Raw genomic sequence first — 12962 nt, 5'->3', positions numbered from 1 at the left:
GCGCAGAGCGCCCATCCGGGGCACTGAAGCGGGAGCTTGTCCATGTCCATCCATTCCGTTGAATGGCCTTCGCAGCTGGCCCTCCATGCGCAGGTCGACGCCGGAGAGCTTGCCGCCGCCATGGCGCAGCAGGTGGCCGAGGCCGTACGGGTGGCCATCGGATCGCGCGGCCAGGCCTGCCTGGTGGTGTCCGGCGGGCGCAGCCCGGCTGCCTTCTTCGAGCGACTGGCGGAGCAGACGCTGGACTGGGCGCGGGTGACGGTCAGCCTGGCCGACGAGCGCTGGGTGCCGCCCGGGCATCCCGACAGCAACGCCAGCCTGGTGCAGCGTCATCTGCTGCGCGGCCGGGCGGCGCAGGCGCGCTTTGTCGGCCTCTACCAGCCTGCCGAGTCCCTGGAGGCGGCGGCACAGCTGGCCGATGCGGCGCTGGCCGGGCTGCCGCCGATCGACGTGCTGGTGCTGAGCATGGGCGAGGACGGCCATACCGCGTCGCTGTTTCCCGGCAGTCCGAACCTGGAGTCGGCACTCGATCCTGCCTGTCCGCGTCGCTGCCTGCCGATGCAGGCGCCCAGCGAGCCCCGCCAGCGCCTGACCCTGACCCTGCCTATGCTGGCCTCGGCACGTTCGACGCTGCTGCAACTGCAGGGCGAAGCCAAGCTCGCCACCCTGCGTGCCGCCCTGGCTGCAGAGGATGCCCGGCAGATACCGATCCGCGCCTTCCTGTACTCTCCCCTCGAGATCTATTGGTGCCCCTGAGCGCCGAGGAGCGTCGTATGTCCGTTCCCATGGCCGAGAAGATCGCCGCCCTCGACAGGCTCTGTACCCAGGCGCGGATACTGCCGGTGATCACCGTGCGTCAGGCGGCGCACATCCTGCCGCTGGCCGATGCCCTGGCCGCCGGCGGCCTGAGCACTCTGGAAATCACCCTGCGCTCGGAGCACGGTCTCAGCGCCATCCGCACCCTGCGCCGGGAGCGGCCGCAGCTGTGCGTCGGCGTCGGTACCGTGCTCGACCGGGCGATGCTGGCCGAGGCCGAAGGCGCCGGCGCGCAGTTCGTGGTCAGCCCCGGCTGTACTGCGGAGCTGCTTCAGGCCGGCCTGGAAAGCCCGCTGCCGCTGTTGCCGGGGGCCAGCAGCGCTTCCGATCTGATGCTCGGCCACAGCCTGGGCTACCGGCGCTTCAAGCTGTTTCCAGCGGAGGTCTGCGGTGGCGTGGCGGCGTTGCGGGCCTTCGCGGGGCCCTTTCCCGGCATCCGCTTCTGCCCCACCGGCGGCCTTCGTCCGGGCAACCTCTGGGAGTACATGAGGCAGCCCAATGTGATGTGCGTGGGCGGCACCTGGATGCTCGACGCCGCGGCCATGGAGCGCGGCGACTGGGCGAGTATCGAGCGTCTGGCCGGCGAGGCCCTGGCCCTGCTCGGCTGAGCCAGCAGGGCGGGTGCGTCCCGTCGGCGATGCGCGTATGATGCGCGCCCCATTCAAGCGGAACCGACACACCGGGAGGTGCCCAGATGAGCGAACGTGAAGAGAATTCCCTGCCTGCCGCCCAGGGCGAGAAGCTGCAGAAGGTGCTGGCGCGCATGGGCCTCGGCTCGCGGCGCGACATCGAGGCGCGGATCGCCGAAGGGCGGGTGATGGTCAACGGGGTGGTCGCCACGCTCGGCCAGCGTGTCGGTCGCAACGACGCCATCGCCCTCGACGGGCGTCTGCTCAGGCGCGAAGAGGGCGCCGAGGCGGTGCGCCGCGTGCTGATCTACAACAAGCCCGAGGGTGAGATCTGCACCCGCAACGACCCGGAAGGCCGGCCGACCGTGTTCGACCGCCTGCCGCGCCTGAAGGAAGGCCGCTGGATCAACATCGGACGGCTCGATATCAATACCACCGGTCTGCTGCTGTTCACCACCGACGGCGAGTTGGCCAACCGCCTGATGCACCCTTCCTACGAGATGGACCGCGAGTACGCCGTGCGCGTGCGCGGCGAGGTCACCGAGGAGATGCTCGAAAGCCTCAAGCGCGGGGTGATGCTGGAGGACGGCCCGGCGCGCTTCACCGACATTCAGGAGGCGCCCGGTGGCGAGGGTCTCAACCACTGGTTCCACTGCGTGGTCATGGAAGGGCGCAACCGCGAGGTGCGCCGCCTGTGGGAATCCCAGGGGGTGGTGGTGAGCCGGCTGAAGCGGGTGCGTTTCGGCCCGGTGTTCATGACGTCCGACCTGCCCATGGGCCGCTGGCGCGAGATGACCCAGGGCGAGGTGGACGTTCTCAGCCGCGAAGTGGGGCTGGAGCCGGTAGCTCTGCCGGACATGAAGCTCAAGTTCCGCGAGAAGATCGAGCGCCTGCAGCGCAAGTCGGCCAAGCCGGTCGGCCGCAGCGGGTCGCGCGAGCGGGTGCTGCGGCCGGCCCATGAGGGCGCAGAGGCACAGGAGCGCCGCGCCCCGCGACGGCCGAAGGAGGAGCAAGCCCCGCGCGGTCGCGGAGCGCCGGTCGCCGAGCGTCCGGCCGAATCCGCTCGCAAGCGCCCGGGCAGGCCGGCAGGCGAGCGTCCCGCCGAGTCCGGCCGCAAGCGTCCGGGCAAGCCGTCCGGCGAGCGGCCGCCCGTCGAGCTGGCCGAGCGTCCGGCCCGCAAGCCCAGGCCGGCACCGGCGCCGGCCAAGCGCCGCAGCCCGCCGGCCGGCGAAGGCCAGCGTCCGGGGTTCGGCCGCAAGCGTCCCTGAGGACGTTGCGGCCGAACCCCGGGGAGATCAGGGCATGTTCGACGCCTGCTGGGCGTCGAATGCCTGGCCATTGACGCCCTTGCTGTCCGGCCCCATCAGGTACAGGTAGACCGGCATGATCTCTTCCGGCCCCGGCCGGCTCATCGGGTTCTCCCCGGGGTAGGCCTGGGCGCGCATATCGGTGCGGGTGCCACCGGGATTGACGCTGTTGGCGCGTACCGCACAGGTGCCGTCGACCTCGTCGGCGAGTACCTGCATCAGACCCTCGGTGGCGAACTTCGATACCGCATAGGCGCCCCAGTAGGCGCGTCCCTTGCGGCCGACGCTGCTCGAGGTGAATACCACCGAGGCATCTTCGGAGAGCTTGAGCAGCGGCAGAAGGGTGCTGGTGAGCATGAACATGGCGTTCACGTTGACCTGCATGACACGCATGAAGTGGTCGCCGGAGAGCTGTTCCAGCGGCGTGCGCGGGCCGAGGATGGAGGCGTTGTGGAGCAGGCCGTCAAGGCGGCCGAATTCGCCCTCGATGGTCGCCGCCAACTCGTCGTACTGGTGCGGCAGGGCGGTTTCCAGGTTGAGGGGAATCACCACCGGCTGCGGATGTCCGGCAGCTTCGATCTCGTCGTAGACCCGGTTGAGGTGCTCTTCGGTCTTGCCCAGCAGCAGCACGGTGGCGCCATGGGCGGCGAAGATCCTGGCGGCGGCCGCGCCGATGCCGCGTCCGGCGCCTGTGACCAGAATGATGCGGTCCTTCAGCAGGTCGGGACGGGCAGTGTATTGGAACATGGGAATCTCCTATGGAGAACTGCAGCTTCATAGAGGTTGGCGAAGCGCAACCCGCGGGCGGTCCCTCGCGGTGCTGCCGGCGGGTCAGCTCGCCGTGCGGCCGGCGCAGCCTGCGGACTGGCGGCTCAGCACGAACAGAGCGCCCGGTCGAGAACCGTGCGCAGGTCGAGCGGATGATCCACCACCACGTCGGCGCCCCAGTGGCCGGGGTTGTCGTCCGGATGGATGTAACCGTAGCGCACCGCGGCGGTGCGGGTGCCGGCGGCGCGGCCCGATTCGATGTCGCGCAGATCGTCGCCGACGAACAGGACGCTGGCCGGGGCCAGGCCGAGCCGGCTGCAGGCGAGGATCATCGGCTCCGGGTCGGGCTTGCTGTTCTTCACGTGGTCCGGGCAGATCAGGACGGCCGAGCGCTCGGCCAGCCCCAGACGTTGCATGATCGGCTCGGCGAAGCGCAGCGGCTTGTTGGTCACCACGCCCCACAGCAGCCGGGCCCGCTCGATATCGGCCAGCAGCTCCTCCATGCCCGCGTAGGGGCGGGTGAGCACCGCGCAGTGCTCCTGGTAGCGCTCGAGGAACTCCAGGCGCAGGGCCTCGAACTCGGCGGCGGAAGGCTCCACGGCGAAGGCCGCCATGATCATCGCCCGGGCGCCGCCGGAGACGACGTGGCGAATGGCGCGTTCGTCGGCCGGCGGCAGGCCGCGGTCGGTGCGCATGGCCTGGATGATGGCGATGAAGTCCGGCGCCGTGTCGAGCAGGGTGCCGTCCATGTCGAAGAGGACCGCTCGTAGAGTCATGCCGGAATCATTCCTCGCGCAGGGTCTGGATCATGTAGTTGACGTCGACGTCCGTACCCAGCTTGTAGTGGCGGGTCAGCGGGTTGTAGGTCAGGCCGACGATGTCGCCGATCGCCAGGCCGCTAGCGCGGCACCAGGCGCCCAGTTCGGAAGGGCGGATGAACTTCTTGAAGTCGTGGGTGCCGCGCGGCAGCAGCTTGAGCAGGTACTCGGCACCGATGATCGCCAGCAGGTAGGCCTTGGGATTGCGGTTGATGGTCGAGAAGAACACCTGGCCGCCGGGTTTGACCAGGGTGTGGCAGGCATGGATCACCGAGGCCGGGTCGGGCACGTGCTCGAGCATCTCCAGGCAGGTGACCACGTCGAACTGGCCGGGCATCTCCGCCGCCAGCGCCTCGACGGTGCTTTGCCGGTAGTCCACCTCGACGCCGGACTCGAGCTGGTGCAGGCGCGCCACCGCGAGCGGCGCCTCGCCCATGTCGATGGCGGTCACCGTGGCGCCGCGCAGGGCCATGGCCTCGCTGAGGATGCCGCCACCGCAGCCGACGTCGAGCACCTTTTTGCCGGCCAGGCGAACGTGCTCCTCGATCCAGTTGACGCGCAGCGGATTGATCTCGTGCAGCGGCTTGAATTCGCTCTCGCGATCCCACCAGCGGTGAGCCAGAGCCTCGAATTTGGCGATTTCGGCGTGGTCGACGTTGCTCATCAGTGATTCCGTGGTTGTCGGGCGGTAACTCTGCGCGGTCCATGGTGCCAGCTTTGCCGGGCGCATGGGGTCCGTGCCCTGTGTCGGTTTGTCGCGGGCGGGGTCAGCGGACGCTGTCCGCGGCAGCTATGCGTTGCCCCCATTCGCGGGCCTTTTCCCTCAGTCGTTCCTCGTCCAGGCGGGTCAGGCGACCCTCATCGAGCAGTTGCCGGCCGCCGACCCAGAGGTGGCGCACGCAGTCCCGGCCGCTGGCGTAGATCAGTTGCGAGACCGGATCGTAGACCGGCTGCTGGGCCAATCCGGAGAGGTCGAAGGCGACCAGGTCGGCGGCCTTGCCGAGTTCCAGGGAGCCGGTTTCGGCGTCCAGCCCCAGAGCGCGGGCGCCGTTCAGGGTGGCCATGCGCAGCGCGCGATGGGCATCCAGGGCAGTGGCCGAGCCGGCGACCGCCTTGGCCAGCAGGGCCGCGGTGCGCGTCTCGCCGAGCAGGTCGAGATCGTTGTTGCTCGCTGCGCCGTCGGTGCCGATGGCCACGTTCACGCCGGCCTGCCAGAGGCGCTCCACCGGGCAGAAGCCGCTGGCCAGCTTGAGATTGGACTCCGGGCAATGGATCACGCTGCTGTTGCTTGCCACCAGCAGGGTCAGATCCTCGTCGTCCACCTGGGTCATGTGCACCGCCTGGAAGCGCGGGCCGAGCAGGCCCAGACGGGCCAGGCGGGCCAGCGGGCGCACGCCGTCGCGCTCGAGGGCGCGGGCGATCTCATGGGAGGTTTCATGCACGTGCATGTGGATCGATGCATCCAGTTCCTCGGCGAGCACGCGGATGCTCTCCAGGGTTTCGTCGCCTACAGAATAGGGTGCGTGGGGGCCGAAGGCGACATGGATGCGTGGGTGATGGCGAAGGTCGTCGAGCAGCTCGACACCCTTGCGCAGCGCCTCGCCGGCGTTGCGGGCGCCGGGGGTCGGGAAGTCCAGCACCGGGATGCACAGCTGCGCGCGGATGCCGCTCTGGTGGATGGGGTCGCTGGCGATTTCCGGATGGAAGTACATGTCGGAAAAGCAGCCGATGCCGCCCTTGAGCTGTTCGGCGATGGCCAGCTCGGTGCCGTCGCGGACGAAGTCCTCGTTCACCCAGCGGGCCTCGGCCGGCCAGATATGCTTTTCCAGCCAGGTCATCAGCGGCAAGTCGTCGGCCAGGCCGCGGAACAGGGTCATCGCGGCATGGCCGTGAGCGTTCACCAGGCTGGGCGCGAGGAGCATGCCGGGCAGCTCACGGGTTTCCCGGGCGGCATGGCGCAGGGCGACATCGCGGGGAGCGAGCAGGGCGATGCGGCCGTCGCGGATACCCAAGGCATGATCGTGCAGCACGACACCGGCGGGCTCGACCGGCACCAGCCAAGTCGGCAGGAGCAAAAGGTCGAGCGGAGCGGTGGCGTCAGGCATGGTGGAGGTCCTTGTCGGTTGGTGCAAAAAAGGCGCAGTAGTATAGCCGAGCAGCCTTTTTGCCTGCTCGTTATAATCCGCACCTTTTTCGTTTCCTGAACTGCGAGGTGTCCCATGCGCGAGCGATTGCTGGCTGCGGAAAAAATCAAGGCCATCGAGTGGCGGAATGGCACTTTGCATCTGCTCGACCAGCGCCTGCTGCCGCAGGAAGAGCGCTGGCTTGCCTACGACAGTGCGCTGGGCGTGGCCGGGGCGATCCGCGACATGGTAGTGCGCGGTGCGCCGGCGATCGGCATCAGTGCCGCCTACGGCGTGGTGCTGGGCGCTCGCCAGCGGCTGGCGGCCGGCGGCGACTGGCGTGCGGCGCTGGAGGAGGATTTCCGGGTGCTGGCCGCTTCAAGGCCGACCGCGGTCAACCTGTTCTGGGCGCTGGATCGCATGCGCGAGCGTCTGGCGCGGCTGAAGGAGGGCGAGGGCGTGCTGGCGGCGCTGGAGGCCGAGGCGGTGGGCATCCACGAGAGCGATCGCGAGGCCAACCTGACCATGGCCCAGCTCGGCGTCGAACTGATCCGCAAGCATGGCGGCAAACCTCAGGCGCTCCTGACCCACTGCAATACCGGCGCGCTGGCGACCGGCGGCTTCGGCACCGCGCTCGGCGTAATCCGGGCGGCCTACTTGGAGGGGCTGGTCGAGCGGGTCTATGCCGACGAGACTCGCCCATGGCTGCAGGGCGCGCGCCTGACCGCCTGGGAGCTGGCCGAAGAGGGCGTGCCGGTGAGCCTGAACGTGGACGGTGCGGCCGCCCACCTGATGAAGACCAGGGGCATTACCTGGGTGATCGTCGGTGCCGACCGGATCACCGCCGAGGGCGATGTGGCCAACAAGATCGGTACCTATCAGCTGGCGGTAGTGGCCATGCACCACGGCGTGCGCTTCATGGTGGTGGCGCCCAGCTCCACCATCGATATGTCGCTGCAAAGTGGCGATGAAATTCCCATCGAGGAGCGCGATGGGCGCGAGCTGCTGGAGATCGGCGGCAAGCGCGTGGCGGCCTCGGTGGAGGCGGTCAACCCGGTGTTCGACGTCACTCCGGCCGACCTGATCGACGCCATCGTCACCGAGCGGGGCGTGGTCGAACGGCCGAACGCGGCCAAGATGGCCGAGCTCATGAGCCGCAAGCGGCTGCACTGACCTGTCGCCACAGGGGCAGCCGGCACGACATGCCGGCTGCCGCTTGCCGCGCACGGCGTGCAGCCTGCGGCGGCTCCCCTGTGTTACCATTCCGCGCTTAAACGCAGGACACTGCTGACGTAAAAGGAACCCGGCTTCCATGGGCGAACTGGCCAAAGAAATCCTCCCGGTCAATATCGAAGACGAGCTGAAACAGTCCTACCTCGACTACGCCATGAGCGTGATCGTCGGACGTGCCCTGCCGGATGCGCGCGATGGCCTGAAGCCGGTGCACCGGCGCGTGCTGTTCGCCATGAGCGAGCTGGGCAACGACTGGAACAAGCCGTACAAGAAGTCCGCCCGCGTGGTCGGCGACGTCATCGGTAAGTACCACCCGCACGGCGACACCGCGGTGTACGACACCATCGTGCGCATGGCCCAGCCGTTTTCCCTGCGTTACATGCTGGTCGACGGCCAGGGCAACTTCGGCTCGGTGGACGGCGACAACGCCGCGGCCATGCGTTACACCGAAGTGCGCATGGCCAAGCTGGCCCACGAACTGCTCGCCGATCTGGACAAGGAAACCGTCGACTGGGTGCCCAACTACGACGGCACCGAGCAGATCCCGGCGGTCATGCCGACCAAGATTCCCAACCTGCTGGTCAACGGTTCCAGCGGCATCGCCGTGGGCATGGCCACCAACATTCCGCCGCACAACCTTTCCGAGGTGATCGACGGCTGCCTGGCGCTGATCGACAACCCCGAGCTGACCGTCGACCAGCTGATGCAGTACATCCCCGGTCCGGACTTCCCCACGGCGGGCATCATCAACGGCCGCGCCGGCATCATCGAGGCCTATCGCACCGGCCGTGGGCGCATCTACATCCGCGCCCGTGCCGAGATCGAGGACATCGACAAGACCGGCAACCGCCAGCAGATCGTCATCACCGAGCTGCCCTACCAGCTGAACAAGGCGCGGTTGATCGAGAAGATCGCCGAGCTGGTGAAGGAGAAGAAGATCGAGGGCATCACCGAGCTGCGCGACGAGTCCGACAAGGACGGCATGCGCGTGGTGATCGAGCTGCGCCGCGGCGAGGTGCCCGAGGTGGTGCTCAACAACCTCTACGCCCAGACCCAATTGCAGAGCGTGTTCGGCATCAACGTCGTGGCCCTGGTCGATGGCCAGCCGCGCACCCTGAACCTCAAGGACATGCTCGAGGTGTTCGTCCGCCACCGTCGCGAGGTGGTGACCCGGCGCACCGTCTACGAGCTGCGCAAGGCCCGCGAGCGCGGCCACATCCTCGAAGGCCAGGCGGTCGCGCTGTCCAACATCGACCCGGTGATCGAGCTGATCAGACGCTCGCCGACCCCGGCCGAGGCCAAGGAGCGCCTGGTCGCCACCGCCTGGGAGTCCAGCGCCGTGGAGGCCATGGTCGAGCGCGCGGGCGCCGACGCCTGCCGCCCGGAGGATCTCGAGCCGCAATACGGTCTGCGCGACGGCAAGTACTATCTGTCGCCGGAGCAGGCCCAGGCGATCCTCGACCTGCGCCTGCACCGCCTGACCGGCCTCGAGCACGAAAAGCTGCTCGCCGAGTACCAGGAGATCCTCGCCCAGATCGGCGAGTTGATCCGCATCCTGACCAGCCCCGCGCGGCTGATGGAGGTCATCCGCGAGGAGCTGGAGAAGGTCAAGGCCGAGTTCGGCGACGCACGGCGCACCGAGATCGTCGCCTCCCAGGTCGACCTGACCATCGCCGACCTGATCACCGAGGAAGAGCGCGTGGTGACCATCTCCCACGGCGGCTACGCGAAGAGCCAGCCGCTGGCCACCTACCAGGCCCAGCGTCGCGGCGGCAAGGGCAAGGCGGCCACCGGTGTGAAGGACGAGGACTACGTCGAGCACCTGCTGGTCGCCAACAGCCATACCACCCTGCTGCTGTTCTCCAGCAAGGGCAAGGTCTACTGGCTGAAGACCTACGAGATTCCCGAGGCGTCGCGCACTTCCCGTGGCCGGCCGCTGGTCAACCTGTTGCCGCTGGACGAGGGCGAGCGCATCACCGCCATGCTGCAGGTCGATCTGGAGGCACTGCAGCAGAGCGCTGCCGACGAGGAGCTGGAAGACGGCGAGAGCCCCGCGATCGAGGGCGAAATGGTCGAGGCCGAGGCCGAAGAAGCTGACGGCGAGACCGCCGAGCTGAACGGCGAGCCGACCGGTGCCTACATTTTCATGGCCACCGCCTGCGGCACCGTGAAGAAAGTGCCGCTGGTGCAGTTCAGCCGCCCGCGCAAGGCCGGCCTGATCGCGCTGGATCTGGTCGAGGGCGATACCTTGATCGCCGCCGCCATCACCGATGGTGCGAAGGAGGTCATGCTGTTCTCCGACGGCGGCAAGGTGATCCGCTTCGCCGAGCGCGACGTGCGCACCATGGGCCGCAACGCCCGCGGCGTGCGCGGCATGAAGCTCGGTGCCGGCCAGCAACTGATTTCCATGCTGATCCCCGAGCGCGGCGCGCAGATCCTCACTGCCTCCGAGCGTGGTTACGGCAAGCGCACCCCGCTCAGCAAGTATCCGCGTCGTGGCCGTGGCGGCCAGGGGGTGATCGCCATGGTCACCAACGAGCGCAACGGCAAGCTGATCGGCGCCATCCAGGTACAGGAGGGCGAGGAGATCATGCTGATTTCCGACCAGGGCACCCTGGTGCGCACCCGCGTGGACGAAGTTTCCTCGCTGGGCCGGAACACCCAGGGCGTCACCCTGATCAAACTGGCCGGCGACGAGCAGTTGGTGGGTCTGGAGCGGGTGCAGGAACCCTCCGAGGAAGAGATTCAGGAAGAGGTCGAGGCCGGCATCGACGAAGCGGTCATGGAGAAGGAGCTGCCGGTGGTGAGCACCGAGCCGAGCAAGGACGAGCTGCTCGGCGGTGGCGGCGATGTCTCGCCGGATGTGGTGCCGACCGACAGCGAGGATTGATTGGGCTGACGGCGGGAGTGCATCGTCCCCTCCAGGTCGGGCCCCCGCGGAAGCAGGTTCGGTTTTGTCTGTAGGGGGCGCGCCTTCGCTGCGATCCGCGGGAGCGTCAAGGCTGCGTTTCCACGCCGTGCGTGGGAACGATCTGAGAATAGAGTGTGAGAGATAACGACGTGAGCAAACGCGCCTATAACTTCTGCGCCGGCCCGGCCGCGCTTCCCGAAGCTGTCCTGCTCCGCGCCCAGGCAGAGCTTCTCGACTGGCATGGCCGGGGGCTGTCGGTGATGGAGATGAGCCATCGCAGCGACGAGTACGTGGCCATCGCCGAGAAAGCCGAGCAGGACCTGCGCGATCTGCTGGCGATTCCCTCGAACTACAAGGTGCTGTTCCTGCAGGGCGGGGCCAGCCAGCAGTTCGCCGAGATTCCGCTGAACCTGCTGCCCGAGGGCGGCGTCGCCGACTACGTCGACACCGGCATCTGGTCGCGCAAGGCCATGGAGGAGGCGCGCCGCTTCGGTAGCGTCAATGTCGCCGCCAGCGCCGAGGCCTACGATTACTTCGCCATCCCCGGACAGAACGAGTGGCGGCTGTCGAAGAACGCCGCCTACCTGCACTATGCCAGCAACGAGACCATCGGCGGCCTGCAGTTCGACTGGGTGCCGGAGCTCGGCGACGTGCCGCTGGTGGTGGACATGTCCTCGGACATCCTCTCCCGACCGGTCGACGTGTCGCAGTTCGGCCTGATCTACGCCGGTGCGCAGAAGAACATCGGTCCCAGCGGCCTGGTGGTGGTGATCGTCCGCGAAGACCTGCTCGGGCGCGCCCGCAGCCTCTGTCCGACCATGCTCGACTACAAGGTCGCCGCCGACAACGGCTCCATGTACAACACCCCGGCGACCTTCTCCTGGTACCTGTCCGGGCTGGTCTTCGAGTGGCTGAAGGAGCAGGGCGGCATCGAGGCCATGGCGCAGCGCAACCGCGCCAAGAAGGATCTGCTCTACGGCTTCATCGACGGCAGCGCGTTCTACACCAACCCGATTTCCTTCAACGCCCGCTCCTGGATGAACGTACCGTTCCGTCTGGCCGACGAGAAGCTGGACAAGGCCTTCCTCGCCGGTGCCGAGGCACGCGGCCTGCTCAACCTCAAAGGCCATCGCTCGGTCGGCGGCATGCGCGCCTCGATCTACAATGCGGTCGGCCTGGACGCAGTCGAGGCTCTGGTGGCCTACATGGCCGAATTCGAGAAGGAGCACGGCTGATGAGTGACCAGGATCAGCTCAAGGCTCTGCGCGTACGCATCGACAGCCTCGACGAGAAGATCCTCGAGTTGATCAGCGAGCGTGCGCGCTGCGCCGAAGAGGTGGCGCGAGTGAAGATGGCGGCGCTCAAGCCCGGCGAGTCACCGGTGTTCTACCGGCCCGAGCGCGAGGCCTGGGTGCTCAGGCACATCATGGAGATCAACAAGGGGCCGCTGGGCAACGAAGAAGTCGCCCGGCTGTTCCGCGAGATCATGTCCTCCTGCCTGGCCCTGGAGCATCCGCTCAAGGTTGCCTATCTCGGCCCGGAAGGCACCTTCACCCAGGCCGCTGCGCTCAAGCACTTCGGCCATGCGGTGATCAGCACGCCGATGGCGGCGATCGACGAAGTGTTCCGCGAAGTGGCCGCCGGCGCGGTCAACTTCGGCGTGGTGCCGGTGGAGAACTCCACCGAGGGGGCGGTCAACCATACCCTGGACAGCTTCCTCGAGCACGACCTGGTGATCTGTGGCGAGGTGGAGCTGCGTATCCATCATCATCTGCTGGTCGGCGAGAATACCCGGACCAACGGCATCACCCGCATCTACTCCCATGCCCAGTCGCTGGCCCAGTGCCGCAAGTGGCTGGATGCGCACTACCCGAACGTCGAGCGCGTGGCGCTGGCCAGCAATGCCGATGCCGCCCGGCGGGTGAAGGGCGAGTGGAACAGCGCGGCCATCGCCGGCGACATGGCGGCCCAGCTCTACGGCCTGACCAGGCTCGCCGAGAAGATCGAGGATCGTCCGGACAATTCCACCCGTTTCCTGATCATCGGCAACCAGGAAGTGCCGCCGACGGGGGATGACAAGACCTCGATCATCGTCTCGATGAACAACAAGCCCGGTGCCCTGCACGAACTCCTGGTGCCCTTCCACGAGAACGGTATCGACCTGACCCGCATCGAGACCCGTCCTTCGCGCAGCGGCAAGTGGACCTACGTGTTCTTCATAGACTTCGTCGGTCACCGCCACGACCCGCTGGTCAAGAGCGTACTGGAACGACTCAGCCAGGAGGCCGTGGCGCTCAAGGTGCTCGGCTCCTATCCCAAGGCAGTACTGTGATTGCGGCCGCCGCAAGCGAGCAGGG

The 12962-nt window shown here is 67.8% G+C and carries 11 protein-coding genes; 7 read left to right on the top strand and 4 right to left on the bottom strand.

Annotation, left to right across the window (positions count from 1 at the left end; all coding sequences use genetic code 11):
- Positions 1–42 precede the first annotated feature (42 nt).
- The 3 genes from pgl to rluB all read left to right on the top strand — a co-directional run bounded on the left by pgl (position 43) and on the right by rluB (position 2713).
- Positions 43–756 (top strand): 6-phosphogluconolactonase, encoded by a 714-nt coding sequence (gene pgl / locus GCU53_RS05810; RefSeq protein ID WP_152386769.1) that lies wholly within the window; start codon positions 43–45, stop codon positions 754–756.
- 29 nt (positions 757–785) lie between these two features.
- The gene (locus GCU53_RS05805; RefSeq protein WP_152389802.1) at positions 786–1424 is read left to right on the top strand and encodes a bifunctional 4-hydroxy-2-oxoglutarate aldolase/2-dehydro-3-deoxy-phosphogluconate aldolase; all 639 of its coding nucleotides are present in this window, start codon (positions 786–788) and stop codon (positions 1422–1424) included.
- A gap of 86 nt (positions 1425–1510) precedes the next feature.
- A complete protein-coding gene (gene rluB / locus GCU53_RS05800) occupies positions 1511–2713 on the top strand; it encodes a 23S rRNA pseudouridine(2605) synthase RluB (protein ID WP_152386768.1) in 1203 nt (400 codons plus the stop codon).
- A gap of 27 nt (positions 2714–2740) precedes the next feature.
- Here the strand turns inward: rluB and GCU53_RS05795 are convergent, their stop codons facing one another.
- From GCU53_RS05795 to GCU53_RS05780, 4 genes are all read right to left on the bottom strand, one after another.
- On the bottom strand, positions 2741–3499 hold the full coding sequence (locus GCU53_RS05795; protein ID WP_152386767.1) for a YciK family oxidoreductase: 759 nt from the start codon (positions 3497–3499) through the stop codon (positions 2741–2743).
- Positions 3500–3624: 125 nt separating this feature from the next.
- Positions 3625–4296 carry an N-acetylmuramic acid 6-phosphate phosphatase MupP gene (mupP, locus tag GCU53_RS05790; RefSeq protein WP_152386766.1) on the bottom strand — a complete coding sequence of 224 codons (672 nt, stop codon included), beginning with the start codon at positions 4294–4296 and terminating at the stop codon, positions 3625–3627.
- Positions 4297–4303: 7 nt separating this feature from the next.
- Complete coding sequence (gene ubiG, locus GCU53_RS05785; RefSeq protein WP_152386765.1) at positions 4304–5002, bottom strand: bifunctional 2-polyprenyl-6-hydroxyphenol methylase/3-demethylubiquinol 3-O-methyltransferase UbiG; 699 nt, start codon at positions 5000–5002, stop codon at positions 4304–4306.
- 103 nt (positions 5003–5105) lie between these two features.
- On the bottom strand, positions 5106–6443 hold the full coding sequence (locus tag GCU53_RS05780; RefSeq protein ID WP_152386764.1) for a TRZ/ATZ family hydrolase: 1338 nt from the start codon (positions 6441–6443) through the stop codon (positions 5106–5108).
- 114 nt (positions 6444–6557) lie between these two features.
- Between GCU53_RS05780 and mtnA the strand changes: the two genes are divergently transcribed.
- The 4 genes from mtnA to pheA all read left to right on the top strand — a co-directional run bounded on the left by mtnA (position 6558) and on the right by pheA (position 12937).
- Positions 6558–7634, top strand: coding sequence for an S-methyl-5-thioribose-1-phosphate isomerase (gene mtnA / locus GCU53_RS05775; protein ID WP_152386763.1), 1077 nt, complete (start codon positions 6558–6560; stop codon positions 7632–7634).
- A 139-nt stretch (positions 7635–7773) separates the two neighbouring features.
- Complete coding sequence (gyrA, locus tag GCU53_RS05770; RefSeq protein WP_152386762.1) at positions 7774–10584, top strand: DNA gyrase subunit A; 2811 nt, start codon at positions 7774–7776, stop codon at positions 10582–10584.
- A 170-nt stretch (positions 10585–10754) separates the two neighbouring features.
- On the top strand, positions 10755–11840 hold the full coding sequence (gene serC / locus GCU53_RS05765) for a 3-phosphoserine/phosphohydroxythreonine transaminase (protein ID WP_152386761.1): 1086 nt from the start codon (positions 10755–10757) through the stop codon (positions 11838–11840).
- Positions 11840–12937, top strand: a complete 1098-nt coding sequence (gene pheA / locus GCU53_RS05760) for a prephenate dehydratase (RefSeq protein ID WP_152386760.1) — start codon at positions 11840–11842, stop codon at positions 12935–12937. Before serC ends, pheA begins: the two co-directional genes overlap by 1 nt.
- The last annotated feature ends 25 nt before the right edge of the window (positions 12938–12962 follow it).

The sequence above is a fragment of the Azotobacter salinestris genome, assembly GCF_009363155.1.
Lineage (GTDB): Bacteria > Pseudomonadota > Gammaproteobacteria > Pseudomonadales > Pseudomonadaceae > Azotobacter > Azotobacter salinestris.
Note: the sequence above shows the minus strand (reverse complement) of the source record. Positions and strands in the feature narration are given on the sequence as shown.

Coding starts and splice junctions, on each gene's coding strand:
- pgl (WP_152386769.1), top strand. CDS start 43: ATGTCCATCCATTCCGTTGAATGGCCTTCGCAGCTGGCCCTCCATGCG.
- GCU53_RS05805 (WP_152389802.1), top strand. CDS start 786: ATGGCCGAGAAGATCGCCGCCCTCGACAGGCTCTGTACCCAGGCGCGG.
- rluB (WP_152386768.1), top strand. CDS start 1,511: ATGAGCGAACGTGAAGAGAATTCCCTGCCTGCCGCCCAGGGCGAGAAG.
- GCU53_RS05795 (WP_152386767.1), bottom strand. CDS start 3,499: ATGTTCCAATACACTGCCCGTCCCGACCTGCTGAAGGACCGCATCATT.
- mupP (WP_152386766.1), bottom strand. CDS start 4,296: ATGACTCTACGAGCGGTCCTCTTCGACATGGACGGCACCCTGCTCGAC.
- ubiG (WP_152386765.1), bottom strand. CDS start 5,002: ATGAGCAACGTCGACCACGCCGAAATCGCCAAATTCGAGGCTCTGGCT.
- GCU53_RS05780 (WP_152386764.1), bottom strand. CDS start 6,443: ATGCCTGACGCCACCGCTCCGCTCGACCTTTTGCTCCTGCCGACTTGG.
- mtnA (WP_152386763.1), top strand. CDS start 6,558: ATGCGCGAGCGATTGCTGGCTGCGGAAAAAATCAAGGCCATCGAGTGG.
- gyrA (WP_152386762.1), top strand. CDS start 7,774: ATGGGCGAACTGGCCAAAGAAATCCTCCCGGTCAATATCGAAGACGAG.
- pheA (WP_152386760.1), top strand. CDS start 11,840: ATGAGTGACCAGGATCAGCTCAAGGCTCTGCGCGTACGCATCGACAGC.